We start from the raw sequence: 20,925 nt of genomic DNA on the forward strand, positions 1-20,925 counted from the left end.
CCTTTCGATTTATAGTATAGCTTAGATATTTAATCCACCAATACCATTTATTGAAAGAATCGATACCAAGAGCGCCAAAATAGCATAAGTTTCAACCATTGCGGCAAATATCATTGATTTACCCATTTGGTCAGGACGTTTTGCCACCAGCTGTATACCTGCTACCGCTGCTCTCGCCTGTCTCTTTGCTGACCAAAGTCCAACAAAAGCCATAGGAAGACATGCCGCCAAATATAATAGACCTTTTGCAATAGAAATATCACCGCTGCCGCCTAAAATACCAATCTGTGATAAAGTTATAAATGCAATAAGCAGCCCGTATATTCCCTGAGTTCCCGGAAGCAATTGCAGAATCAAAACTTTACCAAACTTGTTTGGGTCCTCTGTAACAACCCCCGCAGCAGCCTCACCTGCCATACCAACACCAATTGCCGAACCGATACCTGCCATTAAAGCTGCTAAAGCAGCTCCGGTTAATGCAAACACAATACCTAAATTTCCCATTTTTACTTTTCCTCCTTAAACTTAAAATAATTTGTGTGAACAGAAAACGGTTTAAATTTTTCTCCGCCGCCTTCATAAAATTTTCCAAAAAATTCAACAAACTGTAGTCTGTTTGTATGAACATACGCGCCCAGCAAATTTATTGCCATATTTAAAGTATGTCCTATAACAAACACTAAAGTAAAACATATGGCTCCCAGGAAACCTCCGCCAAACATACTACCCATCTGATTAAATACCTGAGCTATTACCCCTGTAGCCAATCCCAAAGCCAAAAGCCTCGAATATGACAATATATCACTTAAATATCCTGTTACACCGTAAAGCTCATATAATCCTTTTGCTACACGCTTTGCCGGATTTTTGGAAGAACGCCCGGCAAACAATATAATGCCAAGGGCTCCTACACCGGCGCATACCGCGGCTGCGGTTCCAACTTCAGGAGGTAATCTAAAAGTAAGCTCCGCCATGTTTATAAACATATCCATAGTAAGAAGATAAACCACTCCTCCCCCTACCAAAAGATACCAAAAAACGACATCGTAAATTGCACCTTTTATATCTCCATCTTTCGCCATCTGATAAAATTTTATTCCTAATCCAACAAATAAATGAACTATACCAACAGCAAATGAAAATACCAGCATTCTCATTGGGTCTTTTATAGGTTCAAACCATAATGGAGGTATAGTAACTGAAGTTCCAAAAAACGTCGTTGAGATTACCTTGACAGCGTCTCCAAAAAATCCTCCGAACAGAACTCCCCAAATAAAGGTTGATATACCGCAGTAGAAAAACATTTTTAATGTTTTCTTTATACCAATGTTCATATCCGGATAGCGTAATATTACGAATGCGCAGCCTATAATCATTAAAAGTCCATATCCGGCGTCTGACAGCATCATACCAAATAAAAAATAATAAAATAAAGACATTATAAACGTAGGATCTATTTCATGTTTATTCGGCATACTATATGTTTCCAGCACTGTCTCCACAGGTTCTGAAATAGAATTATTTTTTAAAAGCACAGGCGGATTGTCTTCCTCTGAAACATCACTTATTTCTACTGCCGCATTATACTTTCTTACTAATTCATCTTCCAGTCTGCCTGTATATTTTTCAGGAACATAACCATATATGACAAAGAACTTTTTTCTCTGATTTGTATCAGCTAGGGTATGATATTTTTCAATACGCATGGTATAATAGTCTACCATAAATTTCAAAAGGTCTCTGTGCTTTGACTGCGTCTCTATCCTTTTCGTATTTTTCTCTATCATAGATTTATCAAGTTGAATAAGATTTTTTAAATTTTCAATTTCATTTGCCGGAATTTCTGTTGAAACATACTGCGGACGTGAAAAGCCAATATTTCTTAAATATGATTCTATCTCAGCTCTTTTTTCCTTACGGCAGATTATAACGGCACATGTCTGCTGAGGTGCGGAAGAAATAATTTCAACATCAACTGAATACATTTCATCTTGACTATTCCCTTCATCCGACAAAATTTCATTATATTGTTCTAATATATCTTTAAGCTCATACTCCTCAGGAAAAACTCCAATTAATACAGAAGTTTTTTTAGTGCCCATAAAATTCATTGGAATATCTAAATTTAGCCAAGGATTTAAAGCTAAAATCGAATTCTCTTTCTTAGCTATATCAGCTTCAAGCTCAGAATTTTGTTTTGACAAATCATTTAGCTCATGAGCAATATTCATAACTCTGTCGGAATTATCAACCATTTCATAATACTGTTCAACCGACAGCATCTTTTTGCCGCTGAACATAGCCAACAGCGGAACGTCTTCCGGCGAATATTTCTTTAAAACTTCAAGCGACTGTTCTAAATTTGACCTAGCTTTTGCAAATGTAGCCGCTGACGATGAAGTATCCATTTTTTCAAAACCATCTTCTGACAAATCTACGCTTATCGGTTCTAAAACTCCATATCTTTGGAGAGCTTCCAAAATACTCTTACGGTGTGTTTTTAATCCATAAATCTCCACCCTTTTCATTGGCAGCTTAGCCATACACATCCTCCTTTCTTCATAAAGCAGAATTTATAACAATTCTCTTTTAACTATTTCTAATATAGCTTCAGTACCGGCTGAAGACTTTTTTCTAATAGATTCTATCTCTTGTTTAAGTTTAGAATCAGTATTCTTTTTTAACTCTTCAACTTTCAGCTTTGCCGCTTTAGAAGCATCAGATAAAATTTCTGAAATACTGTCATCAGCATTTTTCATAATTTTATCTGCTTCCTTTTTTGCGTCTTCAATTATTCTTTTGGCTTGCTCTTTAGCTTCTTTTTCAATTTTTTCAGCCCTTGCCTCTGCTTCAGTTAATTTATTTATTGTATCTTTCGGCATATTTTAAACCTTCTTTCAAAATAACTGTAAATCTTTCTTAGTTTACCACAAAATCAAGATAAAAACTGTCGAGAAACATTTTTATTTAAAAATATCATACAATACTTTCCTTATTGTCCATATTATACTAAACCATTTTTAATTTGTAAATAGTTTTTGTAAAATTATACAGATTTTTAACATTGTAATTGTATTTTGCCAAATTTTCTTTTTTATATATCTAGCTGACAAAATTAGTTTATTTACAAATTATTATTTTGCACATAAACATATATATTAAACTTTGTACTAATTTCCAAAAATCATTCATAAACATAAACAAACAAGTTTTCGGGAGGCGAAAAATGTGAGACAACATATAGAAGAAAGAACTGTTGAGCTTGGGAAATACATAGTCGAAAAAAAATGTACAGTCAGAGAAGCAGCAAAAAAGTTTGGTATTTCAAAATCTACTGTACATAAAGACGTTACCCAAAGACTCAGAAAAATAAACTTGATGCTCGCAAACCAAGTCGGTTCCGTTCTTCTTGAAAACAAAATGGAACGCCATATCAGAGGCGGTAATGCAACCAGAGAAAAATACAGACATATAAAAGAAACAGGATGATTAAGACCGCCTTTTCGGCGGTTTTTTATATATAGATTTATATAATTATTTAAAGCAAAATTTTCGATATATTTCAAACAATTTGTGCAGATTGTCGTCTAACCGATTATATTGACGACAATAATTGTAATATTATATTAACTTTTTATTAATATTTTTTAATTTTAATTGACTGTTCTCAATATTAGAGATATAATTTAAATATTATTATCTATATAAAATTAAGAAACGGAGGAAAACGAATGAAAAGGATTTCACAAATTGCACCTGAGGTTATAGAGCTGTCAGAAAAATGTATTAAAAATAATAATATAGACCCTGCTCTATATAAAAAATATGACGTTAAACGTGGTCTCAGAGACATCAATGGAAATGGTGTTTTAACCGGTCTTACAGAAATATCCGAAATATGTTCAAGTAAGATTGTTGACGGAAAAGAAGTTTCATGCGATGGTGAACTTTACTACAGAGGGTATAATATTAATGATATAGTATCCGGATTAAATGGGCGCAGGTACGGATTTGAAGAAACTGCTTACCTATTATTATTCGGTGAGCTTCCAAGCAGCGAAAATCTGCACAGCTTTCTTTCACTGCTCTCAGAGTACCGTAAACTTCCTACAAGTTTTGTTAGGGACATAATTCTTAAAGCTCCAAGCAGTGATATGATGAACACATTACAAAGAAGTGTGCTTACTTTATATGCTTATGATAAAAAAGCAAATGATACATCTATTCCAAACGTATTGCGGCAATGTCTGCAGCTCATAGCGTTGTTTCCGCTTTTTTCTGTTTATGGATATCAGGCATATAATCACTATTATTCCGGCAACAGTTTATTTATTCATCAGCCGGTTGCAAATTATTCTACAGCTGAAAACATTCTGCATTGCCTGAGACCTGACGGAAAGTTTACCGCCACAGAATCAAAAATTTTGGATATTGCATTAATACTTCATGCCGAGCATGGCGGCGGAAACAATTCAACTTTTACAACACATGTTGTATCTAGTTCTGGAACCGACACATATTCTGTCGTTGCTGCCTCATTAGGTTCCTTAAAAGGTCCTAAACATGGCGGCGCAAACATTAAAGTTGTGGAGATGTTTGAGAATATTAAAGAAAATATTAAAAATTGGAATGATGAGGGAGAAGTCAGAGATTATTTGAGTAAAATGCTGGACGGAGAAGTTTTTGATAAATCCGGTCTTATTTACGGAATGGGCCATGCAGTATATTCTATTTCTGATCCTCGCGCTAATATTTTTAGGTCATTTGTTAAAAAACTATCTCTTGAAAAAGGCTGTGATGAAGAGTATACGCTTTACAGCATGATTGAAAGGCTTGCGCCCGAAGTTATATCAGAAAAACGTAAAATTTATAAGGGCGTTAGTGCTAACGTTGATTTCTACAGCGGTTTTGTATATAAAATGCTTGGTCTTCCAACTGAATTATTTACTCCTATATTTGCTATTGCCAGAATTGCCGGCTGGAGCGCTCACAGATTGGAAGAATTAATAAATGCAGGAAAAATAATCAGACCATCTTATAAAAACGTATGCGAAAGAAAAGATTATATTGATATTGAAAACAGATAGATTTATTTTATTCCTAGTATAAAAAAACACGGCTGACTATATGAGTCAGCTGTGTTTTTTTAAAATTTTAAATATTAACCAAAATATCTCTTTAAAAGTCCTTCAAAGCCGCAGCCGTGTCTTGCCTCGTCTTTTGCCATTTCATGTACAGTGTCATGTATAGCGTCATATCCTAACTCCTTGGCTAACTTAGCAAGTTCTAACTTACCTGCGGTTGCACCGCACTCAGCATCCTTACGAAGTTCAAGATTTTTCTTTGTATCAGGATATACTACTTCACCTAATAATTCAGCAAACTTTGCTGCATGTTCTGCTTCCTCAAAAGCAGCTTGCTGATAAAAAGCTCCAATTTCAGGATATCCTTCACGGATTGCTTGTCTTGACATTGCAAGATACATTCCAACTTCTGTACATTCACCTGTAAAGTTAGCCTGTAAACCTTCTATAACTCTAGAATCAACGTCCTTAGCAATACCTACAACATGCTCACATGCCCAGCTCATTTCTCCATTCGAAACCTGCTCTGTAAACTTCTCAGCCGGAGCACTACATTGCGGACATTTTTCAGGCGGCTGTTCTCCTTCATATATGTATCCGCATACTCCACAAACCCATTTTTTCATAATAATTACCTCCAAAAAATTGATATATAAATTTTTATTTTTATCTTAATTATTTTCACTCAAACATTCATTACAAGTACCATAAAAAAGAAGAGTATGATATTCTATATCACCATTAAAATGATTTTCAGCAATTCTGTCTATATTAAAATCATATTCTGTTTCTATATCAGAAATTCTATGGCAGCGCCGACATACAAAATGATTATGCGGATTTGTGTTGCCGTCATAATGACTTTGGTCATAGCCAACATCTAGTTTCAAAATCTCTCCATTTTCGGATAAAATATTTAAGTTTCTGTAAACAGTTCCAAGACTTATATTCGGGATTCTTTCACGAACCTTATCGTATATCCAATCTGCTGTTGGATGAGACGTTGTGGCACATAGTATTTCCAGTATAGCTTCTCTTTGTCTGCTTCGTTTCATAATTTGTACCTCCAAATCAGAAATAGTAACTATTACTGTTTACAAACATATAATAACTCAAAGATTTTTATTTGTCAAGAGTTTTTTTAAAAAATTTATATTTTAAATTTTCAAAGTATAAAATGCAAATTAATAAAAACTAAAATAGTTGTCACTCTGATTAGAGAGTATCGAAAACAATTATCGATAAAGTTTATTTAATAATACTAAATGTAAGGTCTTTGTTTAATAAAGAATTTAAATAGTATAAAAATGGATATAAGGTATTGCAATTTTTAGATTTATTTTTATTAAATATCTAGCCAAATTATATCTTACTAAATATAAATTTATATAATAATTTTCTTATTTATCTACTATTATTGGGTCACGTGTTACAATTGAAAAAATATCTCTTACTTTTTCTGCAATATAAGTTGCTCCGGAATTTTCCAGTTCTTCTTTTGACCCATATCCAAACAATACTCCAATTGAATCAATATCAAATTTTTTTGCTCCTAATATATCATATTTTCTGTCTCCGACCATAACAATTAAAGACCTGTTTTCAACACCACACAAATCTAATGCGTCTGATATAACTTCTTCTTTTTTAGTTTTGCTGCCGTCCAAATTGGCTCCGGCTATAAATGAAAAATATTGAGCAATGTCAAAATATTTTAATATTCTTTCCGCAAATACTTTTGGTTTTGAAGTTGCAACTCCAAGACAAATACCACTGTTCTGTAAATCACACAATAACTCTTTTATACCATCATATAATTTGTTTTCAAAAATACCCGTATCCTTATAATATTCCCTATAATACTCTACAGCTTTTTTAGCTTCTTCTTTAGAAAATCCAAAATATTTTTCATAAGATTCATGAAGCGGCGGACCAATAAACTTATATAATTCTGATCTATCCTTTATTTGAATATTATATTTTTTAAGCGAATAAATCACAGAATTTGTTATACCTTCGCCGGGATCGGTTAAAGTGCCGTCTAAATCAAACAACACTACGTCATAATTTTTCATTTTTTAATTCCTCCAAAATATAAAAAGACCCAAAATATTTTATTATGTGAACTATTGATTTGCCTTTTGGTAGGCTTTCCCCCATTCAACCATAGAATCTAATATTGGCTTCAAGCTATAGCCTGTCTCAGTCAAAGTATATTCAACCCTGGGAGGAACTTCAGCATACACTTTTCTAGTTAATAGCCCCGACTCTTCCATTGAACGCAAATTAGAAGTCAGCACCTTCTGAGAAATACTCCCAATAGACTTTTTTAACTCACCAAACCGTTTGGTTCCATCCATCAAATCTCTGATTATAAGCACCTTCCATCGGTCTGATATTAACATCAAAGTCGTTTCAACCGGACATGCCGGCAGTTCTCTTTTCATATTATTTCATTCCTCTCAGCATAATAGTATATATTTGAAACTATACATCAATAAGTAATCTATAATACATTATAAACACAAATTTTCAGTTTGTCAACTTCACTATTTAATTGTTCTATAGTTACCATAAAGAAACTATAAAACAAAAAAGTGCTTACTTTACAAATATTAGTGTAAGTATTATGATTAAGTTATAAAGGAGGCAATCATATGGATATAACCTCTGTATTTAAACTTTTACAAGACGATATACATTCTGTTGTTTTTGCTACAATAAACGAATTCGGGCGTCCCGAAACACGAGTGACAGATATAATGCTTTGCGACGAAAATAGTATATATTTTATTACTGCAAGAGGAAAAAATTTTTATGAACAATTGATTGATAATAAATATGTCTCTCTGACAGGTTTCAAAGGAAACAGTACGATTTCCTCTATCGCAGTCTCTGTCCGAGGTAATGTCAAAGATATTGGAGCTGAACTATTGAATGAAGTATTTGAAAAAAATCCTTACATGAACACCATATATCCTACTATTGAAAGCAGAGCAGCACTAACCGTATTTCAAATTTATAAAGGTACTGGTGAGTATTTTAATTTATCCAAACGTCCTATAGAACGATACACCTTTTCTTTTGGAGACGCTGAACTTACTTGGAATGGTTATTTTATTAACGATAAATGTATACACTGCTTTCAATGTCTCAGTGTATGCCCGCAAAGCTGCATTAATATAAATGAAAAGTCAGCTTATATAAGACAAGAAAATTGTCTTCACTGTGGAAATTGCTTTGATATCTGTCCAGCTAGCGCTATAGAAAGAAGATGATAAAATGGCTCAAGAAGAACGTTTAAAATACTTGATAAATTATTTATTAAACGAACAACCTGAATATTCAAATATAAATATACCTGAAAGCTTAGAAGACAAAAAACAGCTTTTGCGTTCACTTATGAACGTCAGACCACCTTCTGATATTAGTCAGGAATTTTTATTGGTTCAAAATCAATATTTATCACAGGAAATTATTAAAAAAGGAATTACTAATGTGAATGACCTGACTCCGATAAAAGAAAAGATTTATTTGTGGCAAGGAGATATTACAACATTAAGATGCGATGCAATAGTAAGCGCGGCAAATAACAGATTGCTTGGTTGTTTTGTTCCATGTCATGAATGTATTGATAACGCTATACATACATATGCTGGAATACAGCTCAGATTAGCATGCGATAAAATTATGAAGTCTAAAAATTCTTTTGCCGGAACCGGCAGTGCGGAAATAACTCAGGCATATAACCTGCCGTCTGATTATATCATACACACTGTAGGCCCTATTATTAATTCAAAGTTGACACAGAATGACTGTTTACTCCTTAAATTATGCTATCAATCCTGTCTCAATGCTGCAGAGAAAAACAATCTCAAATCAATAGCTTTTTGTTGCATTTCCACAGGTGAATATCACTTTCCAAATCAAAGGGCTGCTGAAATTGCAGTAAAAACCGTATCCGAATTCATTCAATATTCAAACATAGAAAGGGTGATTTTTAATGTTTTTAAGGACAAAGACTATGAAATCTACCGAAAATTACTTCAAACAAATTGAACGTTTAAAAAATGTTTTAGACATTTCTGACGCTGTTATTATTGGCGCCGGCGCTGGGCTTTCAACATCTGCCGGTTTTACTTATTCCGGCGAGCGGTTTGATAAATATTTTTCAGACTTTAAGAATAAATATGGTTTTACAGACATGTATTACGGTGGATTTTATCCTTATAAATCACCCGAAGAATATTGGGCATATTGGAGCAGATATGTTTACATCAACCGTTATGAGCCTGCAAAATCAACCGTGTATACCGATTTGCTTGAGCTTATTAAAGAAAAAGACTATTTCGTCATCACTACTAATGTTGACCATCAATTTCAAAAATCAGGATTTGATAAACACAGATTGTTTTATACGCAAGGTGATTATGGATTATTTCAATGCTCGGTGCCTTGTCATAATAAAACTTATAATAATGAAGATATAATAAAACAAATGATGAAAGAACAGAAAAATATGCGCATACCAACAGATTTAATCCCTTATTGCCCAAAATGCGGGAAGCCAATGACGATGAATTTGAGGTCTGATAATAGATTTGTTGAAGATGATGGATGGCATATTGCAGCAGAAAGATATTCAAATTTCATTCGCCGTCATAAAAATATGAAAGTATTATTCTTTGAGCTTGGCATAGGTGAAAATACTCCTGTTATTATCAAATATACATTTTGGAATATGACATATGAAAACCCAAATGCTGTATACGCATGCGTAAATTTAAAAAATTACATATATCCTAACGAAATAAAAAAACAGTCCATTTGTATAAATTCAGATATACGCAAAGTAATTTTAGACTTAAAACACTGTTAGAAATACAACATTTACGTTATACCAGTAATAGTTACTATTAGGTAACTACAGCACAAAAAAGTGTTTACTTTACAAAATACATTTATGGCAATATAATGAAACCGGTTTTAAAACTAAATATTAAAATAGAAAGGATTGTAATTTATGAAAATCGCAGTAGTATGCGCAAATGGAAAAGTTGGAAAATTAGTTGTAAAGGAAGCAATGAAAAGAGGACTTGACGTAACAGCCATAGTTAGAGGAGAAAATAAATCACTGGCTGAGCACACAATCATTAAAGATCTTTTTGATCTTAAGAAATCGGATTTAGATAGTTTTGATACAGTAGTAGACGCTTTTGGAACATGGAATCCAGAAAGCCTGACGCAACATAGTACATCATTAAAAAAGCTATGCGATCTTTTATCAGGGACTAACAAGAGATTAATAGTAGTCGGCGGCGCCGGAAGTTTATATGTTAATCCTGAACACACATTGCAGCTGATGGATACTCCGGATTTTCCTGATATGTTTAAACCTCTTGCATCTAATATGGGAAAAGCGTTAGAAGAACTTCGTTCGCGAGATGACGTGCGCTGGACATATATTAGTCCAGCCGGTGATTTCAGGGCAGATGGTGAGAAATGCGGAAAATACATATTAGGCGGTGAAGAGCTAACATTAAATTCAAACGGTGAAAGTATAATAAGTTACGCCGATTATGCTGCCGCACTTGTTGATGAAATAATAAATGGTAATCACATAAATGAGCGCATAAGTGTTGTTAGAGCATAATATTTTGTCTTTAATATATATAACGGCAGCTTGACTAGTGCGCCAGACTTTGACTGTTTGACTGTCATTACTCTGTTAACTTATAATTGGCTTTTTAAGATTAAATATTGATTATAATATAATGTTTGTTTTATACAAAACATTATATTTTAAAACAAAACTATAAAATTGACATTTTAAATAAACTCATATATACTAAATTCAGAGGAGTGATAAAATGTCAAGTTTATTTAAGTCAACTTTTAACAGCAGGTTTCTCAACGGAGATAATATTCCTTACCACAGATATATTCGCAGTGATGTCCCTAATAATATCAGCAAAGACGAAATAGATTGGTTATATAAAAATAATTTTACAACAATCATTGATTTGCGCTCTGATTGGGAACACGAGCATGAATCTGTCCCTCTTGAAATTGACAACAGATTTATATACCTTCACAAACCCGTTACAATAGACGGTTTAGTTGATATAGATAATATTAATGGTATAGTTCCTAAAACTGTTGCTGATGTATCAAAATCGTATATTTTGATGGCTGACAAAAATATGAAAAATATAATCAATACAATTTTAAATGCTAAAACAAATGTTTTATATTTTTGCAGCGCAGGCAAAGACCGAACAGGCGTTGTTTCAGCTATATTAATGCTGATATACAAAGAAAGCCGAAACAGTATCATAGATGATTATATGAAATCTTTAGATAATATCAAAGTTATATTTGAGAAATATTCTAAAGAATTCCCCGATATTAATACTGATATTATATATCCTAAAAGAGAATTTATAGAATCATTTTTGGATAATGTAAATCTTAATAATATAATTTAATCATCATTACAACTTCAATAATATAACTTTTGTAAACTTATTAGAAATAAAATCATATATTATTCAATGAAGATTTAATGCTTATATTAAACTGCATAAAGGAGAATGATATATGAAACGTTTAGTACCACTTGAACCACAAGCTGAAAAAGTATGCAACGAAGCCTCAAAGCCGCCTCTTATATTTCAGCTTCCGCCTGAAAAAGGCCGTGAAGTGCTGGAAAAAATGCAAGACAGCCCAGTATACAAATATCCGGCGGAAATTAAAAGACTACAATTTGAATCTGATAACTGGGGAACTTTTAAAATATATTTTGTTATTCCAAGCAACTTACAGGGAATCCCAAGCGTTATCTACTATATACATGGGGCTGGATGGGTATTTGGTAGTTTTCATACACATGAAAAGCTGGTTCGGGAACTTGCAGCAAGAACCAATTCAATTCTAGTCTTTCCTGAATATAGTCTTTCCCCTGAAGTTAAGTATCCTACTGCTATCGAACAATGTTATGAAGCCTTATGCTGTATTCCCGAACTGCTGAAACAAGAAAGTATTTCAGCTGATTTAAGTAAACTCACTGTGGCGGGCGACAGCGTCGGCGGTAATATGGCAACGGTAATGACTATAATGGCAAAATATCGAAACGGACCATATATAAATAAACAGCTTTTATACTATCCTGTTACCAACGCATGCTTTTCAACAGACTCTTACTGCGCCTTTGCTGTAAATTATTATCTATATCGAGCAGGAATGATGTGGTTTTGGAACCAATATACAAGCAATCTTTTAGAAAGAACACAAATTACTGCCTCTCCTCTTAAGAGTTCGCTTAATGAATTAAAGAATTTACCGCCAGCGATGATTTTAAACGGTGAGGCAGACGTTCTGCGAGATGATGGAGAATCTTATGCGCGACGTCTTAGAAAAGCCGGTGTAGATGTAACTGCAGTAAGATTTCAGGCAATTATTCATGATTTTGTTATGCTTAATGCTTTAGACCAAACTAAAGCATGCCGCGCAGCTATGGATCTCTCGACCGAGTGGATAAAAAAGAAAAATGCCGAATAAAATTTAATACACAATTCAGTATATACAAAAATTTGTCTAATAAAATATTAGATTACTATGAAAAATATAATATAAATCAATATTGTTTATTTCAATAATTTTCATCTGCATATAATCATTTTAATAAATGTTTTTCTCATAACAGATATTATAATAATTATATATCATAACTAAAATATAAACTGCAATCAAAATAAATGCGCCTCGAAAACTGAAAAATAATAACTGATGATTTTAACTATACGACAAATTCAGGTGTGCTGTTTTATGCACACCTGAATTCTTATAATATTTAATTATAGAAAAATATATTTTAAAACTTATACTTTTCATTTCAGTTAGTATTAAAATATTAGAACTATTTGACTCCAAAAATCAGCGTAACTTTTTAAACGAATCCCATAAACATGCTTTTATAATATCAAAATTAACTTCACTGACATTTATTTTGTTTGTATTTCCAAGTATATCAGCTTGCTTTAAATCTGTTAATACCAATCATTTGTATAACCGTGCAAAATGCTTTTGTGCCTCTTGTTTAGTTTACATCATGATATGTTATCAATCGCTGTCTGAAGAACCAATATCACTGTATTCAGCATCTCTAACAGATGCGTCACAAGCCAGCTAAAATCCTGCTTCAAGTTGAAGATTTGCAAAAATCATCATTTTCCAAAATTAAAGTTCTATAGAGTTAGCTGCTTTTATCTTATATGTTTTAAAAATAAACTGACATTTCTACCGAATAAAATATTTTAACATATTCCGTACGTTATTGCCATAAATTATTTTATTTAACCATACAAGTAACAAAATGTCTGCAGCTTCATTTCTTAAAATACATACTAGGTTAAAAATTATCATTTAAAAGATCCATTTATATAAAGCTTGCAACAATTCAGATATAGTATGTATATTAACTTTATATCTTCATAATTATACTATTAACTTTAAATCAGTTCTATTATTTTTTCTATACAATACAAACGATATAAATAACAGGATCAAGCACACAAGAGCTAAAATCACATCTGACGGTACGCTGGAAATCAGAAATACCGGTAATGCAAAAATAAGTACTATAACCATACTCATAAATACTGAGATCATAGACGTAGTACTCTGCTTTACAACTGCAGCCTCATTTTCCCAATCAAATACCGGAAACATCAGATTTGAAAAAATACCAAATACTGTTGTAAATATAATCAATGCCGCTGGTACTAGTATAAGCCAAACAGCTTCAAGTATTGACGGTTTTACAGCAATCATTAAAAATATTTCTGAAAGTATATAAAATGGCGCTATAACTGAAAAGTTAACCATTATTTTACTATCAAAAACAGTCTTTGCTTTTACGGGCAGACATTTTATAATCCACCATTCCTTACCCTCTAAAGAAATTGATACTGAAGTGGTCGGCATCAAAGCGGGCATATATCCTATTACAAACGGAAGAGCTTTTCTTACCATTCCAGGTATAGGAATCAACGCTTCAACTTTGTCTATTCCCATAACCAAAATTGCAACTGAGGCCAAAGTCATCATTACAGCTCCCATTACAGTATTGGATATATAGACGCCTGATGAAAAGTAGCGCCTTAATTCTCTGAAATAAAGAGCTTTTAATGTTGAATTAGTTTTTAATTTATGAATTTTATAATTATGCTTTGCCGTTGTTGAGTATAGTGTACTGCATATCTTTTGAAAATTCAAAGACACAATAACAGCCATAACTAAAAATACCGCAACCGAAACGATAATAAAAGTCAGTAAAAATAATATACTTCCCGATGTCATCGCTTCCCCAAGCCAAATTGCCGGCGGATAAATATTATTAATCTGTTCAATAATGACCTGTGACAAATTTTGAAGCGTCTCAGATGAAACATTCTCCATATTATTAGACTGCATGCTGAATATAATTATCACAGAAGCAAACAATATAGATAAAACAGCGGTAACTGGTCCTTTATATTTCATCTTAGAAGCGATCGCCGTTACTGCCGCTCCCAATAATGTAGCAACAGCCATTGGGAGAAACGGCAGAAAAATTATTCCAACCAAACTGGTCAAATAAAATCCAAACCCAAGACCTAAGCTTATTCCATAGACAACAGTCCCTGTTCCCATTACTACAAAAGATATCAACAGGTTATCAAAATACATATTAAAAAATCGGCTTATAACTACATCAATTTTAGAAATCGGCAATGAACATAAAACCTCATAGCTGTTTTTTTGGAATATAACATTGCCTGATGATACTATACCGAAAAATAATATTAACAAACTTGTTGTCGCCGTTAGTATTACGGGAACGACATCAGCCATCCCCATCTGTATATACGTATATGAAAATAAACTGACATAGAAGATAAACATAATGCCAAGGAATATACGAAGAAGCATTAAATATATTATACGTTTTTTCTTTTGCTTGTCTTTGCCAAAGCGAATTTCATTTATCTTCCAAAAATTTGTCAACTGAATTTGAACCAGTTTTTTAATTTGACGAACCATCACTGACTACCTCCATAAATACTGACTCAAGTGTCTCGCCGTCTTTAACAAACTCATTCATATTACCTGATACTACAAGTTCACCATTTTTTATTATTGCTATCTTATTACATAACTTTTCAGCAACATCCAATACGTGAGTTGAAAAGAAGATTGATCCTCCTTCATTACAAATATTATGCATAATTTCTTTTAAAGCAATACTGGCTTTTGGATCAAGTCCCACAAAAGGTTCATCCAATATCAATAGTTTTGGCTGGTGAACTAATGCAGATATAATAGCTAACTTTTGTTTCATACCATGAGAATATGATGAAACCAAATCGCCCAGCGACCCGGTTATCTCAAAAATCTCAGAATATTCGCGTATTCTTTCTTCCCGAACTTCTGCCGGAACTTTAAAAACATCAGCAATAAAATTAAGATACTGAATCCCGGTTAAATATTCATATATATCAGGATTATCAGGTATATACGCGATCTCAGCTTTACACCGTATAGGATTTTCTTTTACTGAAACTCCGTCAATTAATATCTCACCTTCATCAAAATCATGTATACCAACCACACACTTTATTGTAGTGGTCTTACCTGCTCCGTTATGTCCTATAAATCCATAAATATCGCCGGAACTGATTTCTATATTTAAATTAGACACCGCCTTTTTTCCGCCTTTATAAGTTTTGCTTAAATTGTTAATTCTTAACATGACTTTTCTCCTTATTTAAAGTTGACCTAATCCAACTTACTGTCTATTTCTATATTTATATTTTCAGACATAACCAGTTCTTCAAAATATTCCAGCGGAAACGGCGGCAATGACAAAGGTTTAACAGCAATAGACAACAATTTCACTATATTATCATCAGCTGCAATTCTATTTGAACTTATTTTTCCACAAATTCGACATCTATGTATAATTGCCCATTCTCCATTTTCTCGTGCCCATACACTGATAGGTTCCATTATTCCCCCACAGTTAGCTTTTCTATCTCCGGGAATGTTATCTAAATGTATACTCATCAAACATTTAGGACAGTGATTACGGTTTCTTGTTCCGCATCCGTCAATCGGTACTAACTTATCACAGTTCTTACAAGTAAAACTTCTTTTATTATTTTTTCTATTCAAATTAATTCCTCCTAAAAGTTACTTCAATAACTTCGGGAGGTTATGCAGAGATTTATTTTATGCAAACCTCCCGGCTTGCTGCAATCTCCAATTTACCATATTTATACATAAATTTCTCCTTATTAAAAACATTATAATTTTTTGATTCACACTATATTTGACATTTAGGACAGTAATAAACTGTCCCGCCTAAATATGATTCTTTAGTTATCTCACTTCCGCATATAGAGCAGCCATTTTTATAGGTGTTTTTTGAAAGCTTTGTTTTATATCTTCCAGGACTTCCAAAAATATCTTTTTCCGTATCACGACCGCCATGTTCAGTCATATCCAGCAAAACAGATTTTATTGAGTTAAAAATGTTTTTTATATCTTCTTCACTCAATTCAGAGATTTTGTGTCTTGGTCTTAAACGAGCTTCAAATAATATGTCCTGCAGTACTCCATTACCTAGACCAACAAATCTTTGTTCTGTCGCCAAAAAGGCTTTTAAACTCAGCGACGGTTTCACCGAACTAAGTATATTTTTAAAATACTGATAACTAAATTCATCACCAATAATTGAAATACTCTTCTTGCCGCTTATATAATAATCATTATCATAATCTCCGTTATGACATATGATTCCACCATACATTGCTACTGTAAAAATCAAAGCACATCCGTCTTCAAAATCAATAATCAATTGATATTTTGATGGACGCTTTTCACCTGGAGTAAGCAAACGCAGATTTACACCATCGTTATAACATAATCTTTTTTCATCAGAAAAAACTATTTCAACAAATATTCCAACATTATTTACAGCAATTACTTTTTTTCCTGTTAAAATATCATTATATGATTCAACTTCGCCATTAAACCAGCAAAATTTGTGAGGTGAAGACGGAGGTATAACTGATTTAACCATTTTACCAACTATGTTTTCATTTAACTCACGTACTCTTGACAAAACTTCCGGTAATTCCAACACATTATCCACTCCCTTTATAAATTCACTTTATACCCATAAATCCTGCTTGCATACCTGATATCCATATAGTTTCATATTTATTGAAACCGCACTTCTTTAATATGTCAAGCTGACTTGAAATAGTTATCGGATAATAATTTACTCCATAACGGTTAATGTGACTTTCAGCCTCATTCTCGCTCTTTCCATTATTAATTTGATATTTTTTCCACCTTTTAAGCTGCATTGATTTACCAAAACCGGTATTCGGAGCAAAATTTTCAAAAGAAAATAATACTCCTCCTTTTTTTAATGCTTTATAACAGTTTAGGATTACACGTTCCCTGACAGTTTTGTTAAAATAATGATTAACCATAATTGAAGTAACAATATCATATTTATCACAAAATTCAATTTCTTCAGCAGACATCAGAAAAAACCTATTATTTTTATTTTTAAATCTTTCTCTTGTTATATTTAACATTTCTTCAGAAACATCACAAAATGCGAATTCATTAATATTAAAATAATTATAAGCTGCTTCAGCCATTTTCCCGGTGCCGCATCCAATATCAAGCCAATCTATATCTTTAAATTCTAATACATCAACAATATCAATAATCTGTTTAAAAAACTCATTATAGTATGGTACTGTTTTTTCTACTTTATCATTATATTCAAACGCATCAAACGCAGCGTTGTAAGTCGGCATAGATTTAACCTCACAAATTCTAAAATTCGTTTTATAACATCTCATTTTATTCAGAATATAAAAAGCTATTTGCTTATAAAAAATATACTTGTTTATAAAACAAGACATAAAAACAATTATGTCGATAATTTTACTTATTGTACTTCATTAACATAGTAAAGTCAACATATAATAAACACAATTTATATAAATTTTATATATCAGCAAACGTTAATATTGAAATAGAAAAAAATTTGTTGTATAATATTTTTTATACCGCATACCAATTAAGTGATATCGATTTATTATCCAATAAGTCATTGGAGGATATAATATGAAAAATTTTTATATGATTGGCGGAACTATGGGAATTGGTAAAACTTCAACTTGTAAATTTTTAAAAAACAAGCTCCCAAACTCAGTATTTTTAGATGGAGACTGGTGTTGGGATATGAACCCATTTCAGATAAATAATGAGACAAAAAGTATGGTAATGAAAAATATATGTTATATGCTTAACAACTTTTTAAAATGTTCGTGCTATGATAATATTATTTTCTGCTGGGTTATGCACAAGCAAGAAATTATAAATAGTATCTTAGAAACTCTTGATTTATCTGAAGTCAAGCTGCATTTAATTTCTTTAGTCTGTGAACGTCAAACGTTATATGATAGATTAATGTCTGATGTTGCCGCCGGAATAAGAAACACGGATGTGATTTTTAGAAGCATTGAGTATCTTCCTCTTTTTTATAAATTAAATACAGATTTGCTTGATGTAACCGACGTTTCACCTGAACAAGCCGCAAACTTAATACGAAATAATTACTAGATAAAAGGAGAAAACAAGTAAATGAAAATAATAGTAAACAAATATGAAAAAAAAGATATTAATGAAATGAAAAATATATGGAATGAGGTCGTTAGAGATGGTAACGCATTTCCGCAAATTGAAGAATTAACAGAAGTATCCGCTGCCAATTTTTTTGATGAACAGAGCTTTTGCGGTGTTGCAAAAGATTCTGAATCAAATATAATAGTAGGGTTATATATACTTCACCCAAATAATGTTGGAAGATGCGGTCATATAAGTAATGCCAGCTTTGCAGTAAGTTCATCTGTCAGAGGATATGGTGTTGGTGAAATATTAGTAAAACACTGCATAGAGCAAGCAAGAAAATTAGGCTTTAAAATATTACAATTTAACGCGGTGGTAAAATCAAATACTGCCGCTCTGAAATTATATAAAAAATTAGGATTTATTCAGCTTGGAATTATACCTAATGGTTTTCTTCTGCCAAATGGCACCTATGAAGATATAATCCCTCACTACATATCACTATAATAATTATTGTAAAGTGAATCTTCATTTGTTAAGAAAGCTTTTTATACTATACTAAATAAATCGGCTTTTCTAAAAAGCTTCAAACCAACAAAGATTATTATAGATAACCGGTAGACTGCAATATTGCACAACCTATATAAAAATAAAAGACATACTTGCTCAAATTAGTCATGAAGTTTGACCCCGTTACTTTCTCAGACAGCGGTCCACGCGCATGGCTGTCTTTTAAACGGATATTATATGAGCCAAACAAAAAACGCTTTCTTGTTTTTAAGAAAGCGTTCACTTTACAAATAACCTATTTTTAATTGATTTTACAAATCTTCATTATTTATCATAGAATCAATTTCATTAAAAGACCTTTCAGCTACCATTTCAGCTTTTTTCTTTTTATCTTTCACCCTTACTCCCAAATCTGATATTATTCCATAATTAATATTCATAGGCTGAAAATTTGTTATACTGCTGTTAGACACATAGTTTGACAATGCACCAATCGCAGTATCAGCTGAAAATGGTTTTAAATCTTTGCCCATTATTCTCTTTGCGGCATAAATACCTGCAAGCAATCCGCTTGCAGCTGATTCAACATATCCTTCTACACCTGTTATCTGACCCGCAAAAAACATTTTTTCATTCTCTCTCATTGAATAAAACTTATCAAGCGCACAAGGCGAGTTTATATAAGTATTTCTATGCATAACTCCGTACCGGACAAATTCAGCATTTTCAAGTCCCGGAATCATACTAAAGACGCGTTTTTGTTCACCAAACTTTAAATGAGTTTGAAATCCAACTATATTAAACATACTATGCGCCGCATTATCCTGTCTAAGCTGCACAACGGCATAAGGCTTATCCTCACAATGCGGATTTTTCAGTCCCACAGGCTTTAGCGGTCCGAAACGCATTGTATCCTCTCCGCGTTTTGCCATAACCTCGATAGGCATACACCCCTCAAAAACCTTTGGATTTTCTACGTTCTCATGAACCTCTGCAGTCTCAGCGGAAATCAAAGCATTATAAAATTTTATATATTCTTCTTTAGTCATAGGACAATTAATATAATCAGCGCCGCCCTTATCATATCTTGCAGCTTTAAAGGCTTTAGACATATCTATACTTTCATAGCTGACTATTGGCGCGGCAGCGTCATAAAAATGCAGATACTCCTGACCAATAAATCTGTGAATTTCTTCAGCCAAAACCTCTGACACTAAAGGACCTGCCGCTACAATCGTATATTCATCCGGGTTCAGTTTATCAACTTCTTTTTCAATAATTGTTATCTTTGGATTTTCCTTAATCTTCTTTGTAACTGCGGCAGAGAATCCCTCCCTGTCCACAGCCAACGCACCTCCTGCAGGAACTTTAGTTTCATCCGCACACACCATAATAAGTGAATTTAATTTACGCATTTCTTCTTTTAAAAGACCAACAGCATTATATATTCCATCAGCACGCAAAGAGTTACTGCACACCAACTCAGCAAAATTACTATTTTTATGAGCAGGAGAATATTTTTTAGGCTTCATCTCATAAAGCTCAACGTCTATTCCTAAATTAGCTGCCTGCCATGCGGCTTCACAACCGGCTAACCCGGCTCCGATTACTTTTAATTTCATATCAAACCTCAAAC

23 protein-coding genes are annotated in these 20,925 nt (G+C 32.8%); 10 read left to right on the forward strand and 13 right to left on the reverse strand.

Features of this window, described 5'->3' with window-relative positions; all coding sequences use genetic code 11:
- Positions 1 to 21 precede the first annotated feature (21 nt).
- From B9O19_RS01615 to B9O19_RS01625, 3 genes are read right to left on the reverse strand one after another with little or no spacing between them, the layout of a single operon-like run.
- Positions 22 to 504, reverse strand: coding sequence for a V-type ATP synthase subunit K (locus tag B9O19_RS01615; protein WP_102364801.1), 483 nt, complete (start codon positions 502 to 504; stop codon positions 22 to 24).
- A gap of 2 nt (positions 505 to 506) precedes the next feature.
- Positions 507 to 2,543, reverse strand: a complete 2,037-nt coding sequence (locus B9O19_RS01620; protein ID WP_102364802.1) for a V-type ATP synthase subunit I — start codon at positions 2,541 to 2,543, stop codon at positions 507 to 509.
- 30 nt (positions 2,544 to 2,573) lie between these two features.
- Positions 2,574 to 2,882: a hypothetical protein gene (locus tag B9O19_RS01625; RefSeq protein ID WP_102364803.1), complete on the reverse strand. Its 309-nt coding sequence runs from the start codon at positions 2,880 to 2,882 to the stop codon at positions 2,574 to 2,576.
- 346 nt (positions 2,883 to 3,228) lie between these two features.
- Here B9O19_RS01625 and spoIIID point away from each other — a divergent pair, with 346 nt between their 5' ends.
- Both spoIIID and B9O19_RS01635 read left to right on the forward strand, forming a co-directional pair.
- A complete protein-coding gene (gene spoIIID / locus B9O19_RS01630; RefSeq protein WP_102364804.1) occupies positions 3,229 to 3,489 on the forward strand; it encodes a sporulation transcriptional regulator SpoIIID in 261 nt (86 codons plus the stop codon).
- 242 nt (positions 3,490 to 3,731) lie between these two features.
- Entirely contained in the window at positions 3,732 to 5,087 is a 1,356-nt protein-coding gene (locus B9O19_RS01635; protein WP_102364805.1) for a citrate/2-methylcitrate synthase, read from the forward strand.
- Between the two features lie 74 nt (positions 5,088 to 5,161).
- On the opposite strand, the gene B9O19_RS01640 is transcribed toward B9O19_RS01635, so the two are convergent.
- The 4 genes from B9O19_RS01640 to B9O19_RS01655 form a co-directional block, all read right to left on the reverse strand.
- Positions 5,162 to 5,710, reverse strand: a complete 549-nt coding sequence (locus tag B9O19_RS01640; RefSeq protein WP_102364806.1) for an NADH peroxidase — start codon at positions 5,708 to 5,710, stop codon at positions 5,162 to 5,164.
- A 45-nt stretch (positions 5,711 to 5,755) separates the two neighbouring features.
- Positions 5,756 to 6,139, reverse strand: coding sequence for a Fur family transcriptional regulator (locus B9O19_RS01645; protein WP_102364807.1), 384 nt, complete (start codon positions 6,137 to 6,139; stop codon positions 5,756 to 5,758).
- A 345-nt stretch (positions 6,140 to 6,484) separates the two neighbouring features.
- Positions 6,485 to 7,159, reverse strand: coding sequence for an HAD family hydrolase (locus B9O19_RS01650; RefSeq protein WP_102364808.1), 675 nt, complete (start codon positions 7,157 to 7,159; stop codon positions 6,485 to 6,487).
- 51 nt (positions 7,160 to 7,210) lie between these two features.
- Positions 7,211 to 7,531, reverse strand: coding sequence for a winged helix-turn-helix transcriptional regulator (locus B9O19_RS01655; protein ID WP_102364809.1), 321 nt, complete (start codon positions 7,529 to 7,531; stop codon positions 7,211 to 7,213).
- Positions 7,532 to 7,741: 210 nt separating this feature from the next.
- Here B9O19_RS01655 and B9O19_RS01660 point away from each other — a divergent pair, with 210 nt between their 5' ends.
- From B9O19_RS01660 to B9O19_RS01685, 6 genes are all read left to right on the forward strand, one after another.
- Positions 7,742 to 8,362: a 4Fe-4S dicluster domain-containing protein gene (locus B9O19_RS01660; RefSeq protein WP_102364810.1), complete on the forward strand. Its 621-nt coding sequence runs from the start codon at positions 7,742 to 7,744 to the stop codon at positions 8,360 to 8,362.
- A 4-nt stretch (positions 8,363 to 8,366) separates the two neighbouring features.
- Entirely contained in the window at positions 8,367 to 9,143 is a 777-nt protein-coding gene (locus B9O19_RS01665; RefSeq protein WP_102364811.1) for a protein-ADP-ribose hydrolase, read from the forward strand.
- Entirely contained in the window at positions 9,109 to 9,963 is an 855-nt protein-coding gene (locus tag B9O19_RS01670; RefSeq protein ID WP_172620947.1) for an SIR2 family NAD-dependent protein deacylase, read from the forward strand. Before B9O19_RS01665 ends, B9O19_RS01670 begins: the two co-directional genes overlap by 35 nt.
- Positions 9,964 to 10,107: 144 nt before the next feature.
- Entirely contained in the window at positions 10,108 to 10,737 is a 630-nt protein-coding gene (locus B9O19_RS01675; protein WP_102364813.1) for an NAD(P)-dependent oxidoreductase, read from the forward strand.
- Positions 10,738 to 10,954: 217 nt separating this feature from the next.
- Positions 10,955 to 11,572 carry a tyrosine-protein phosphatase gene (locus tag B9O19_RS01680; RefSeq protein WP_102364814.1) on the forward strand — a complete coding sequence of 206 codons (618 nt, stop codon included), beginning with the start codon at positions 10,955 to 10,957 and terminating at the stop codon, positions 11,570 to 11,572.
- 112 nt (positions 11,573 to 11,684) lie between these two features.
- On the forward strand, positions 11,685 to 12,644 hold the full coding sequence (locus B9O19_RS01685) for an alpha/beta hydrolase (protein ID WP_102364815.1): 960 nt from the start codon (positions 11,685 to 11,687) through the stop codon (positions 12,642 to 12,644).
- Between the two features lie 936 nt (positions 12,645 to 13,580).
- Here B9O19_RS01685 and B9O19_RS01690 read toward each other — a convergent pair.
- From B9O19_RS01690 to B9O19_RS01710, 5 genes are all read right to left on the reverse strand, one after another.
- Entirely contained in the window at positions 13,581 to 15,167 is a 1,587-nt protein-coding gene (locus B9O19_RS01690) for a hypothetical protein (RefSeq protein WP_102364816.1), read from the reverse strand.
- On the reverse strand, positions 15,151 to 15,876 hold the full coding sequence (locus B9O19_RS01695; RefSeq protein WP_102364817.1) for an ABC transporter ATP-binding protein: 726 nt from the start codon (positions 15,874 to 15,876) through the stop codon (positions 15,151 to 15,153). Before B9O19_RS01695 ends, B9O19_RS01690 begins: the two co-directional genes overlap by 17 nt.
- 26 nt (positions 15,877 to 15,902) lie before the next feature.
- Positions 15,903 to 16,298, reverse strand: coding sequence for an RNHCP domain-containing protein (locus tag B9O19_RS01700; RefSeq protein ID WP_245862972.1), 396 nt, complete (start codon positions 16,296 to 16,298; stop codon positions 15,903 to 15,905).
- A gap of 151 nt (positions 16,299 to 16,449) precedes the next feature.
- The gene (locus B9O19_RS01705; protein WP_102364819.1) at positions 16,450 to 17,271 is read right to left on the reverse strand and encodes a DNA-formamidopyrimidine glycosylase family protein; all 822 of its coding nucleotides are present in this window, start codon (positions 17,269 to 17,271) and stop codon (positions 16,450 to 16,452) included.
- Between the two features lie 22 nt (positions 17,272 to 17,293).
- Positions 17,294 to 17,962, reverse strand: coding sequence for a class I SAM-dependent methyltransferase (locus B9O19_RS01710; protein WP_158648883.1), 669 nt, complete (start codon positions 17,960 to 17,962; stop codon positions 17,294 to 17,296).
- Positions 17,963 to 18,275: 313 nt separating this feature from the next.
- On the opposite strand from B9O19_RS01710, the gene B9O19_RS01715 reads away from it, so the two are divergent.
- Both B9O19_RS01715 and B9O19_RS01720 read left to right on the forward strand, forming a co-directional pair.
- On the forward strand, positions 18,276 to 18,773 hold the full coding sequence (locus B9O19_RS01715; protein WP_102364821.1) for an AAA family ATPase: 498 nt from the start codon (positions 18,276 to 18,278) through the stop codon (positions 18,771 to 18,773).
- Positions 18,774 to 18,794: 21 nt separating this feature from the next.
- Entirely contained in the window at positions 18,795 to 19,286 is a 492-nt protein-coding gene (locus tag B9O19_RS01720; RefSeq protein WP_102364822.1) for a GNAT family N-acetyltransferase, read from the forward strand.
- A gap of 314 nt (positions 19,287 to 19,600) precedes the next feature.
- Here the strand turns inward: B9O19_RS01720 and trmFO are convergent, their stop codons facing one another.
- Positions 19,601 to 20,911, reverse strand: a complete 1,311-nt coding sequence (gene trmFO / locus B9O19_RS01725) for a methylenetetrahydrofolate--tRNA-(uracil(54)-C(5))-methyltransferase (FADH(2)-oxidizing) TrmFO (protein ID WP_102366579.1) — start codon at positions 20,909 to 20,911, stop codon at positions 19,601 to 19,603.
- Positions 20,912 to 20,925: the final 14 nt, after the last annotated feature.

It is taken from the genome of Monoglobus pectinilyticus, assembly GCF_002874775.1.
GTDB classification, from domain to species: Bacteria; Bacillota; Clostridia; order Monoglobales; family Monoglobaceae; genus Monoglobus; species Monoglobus pectinilyticus.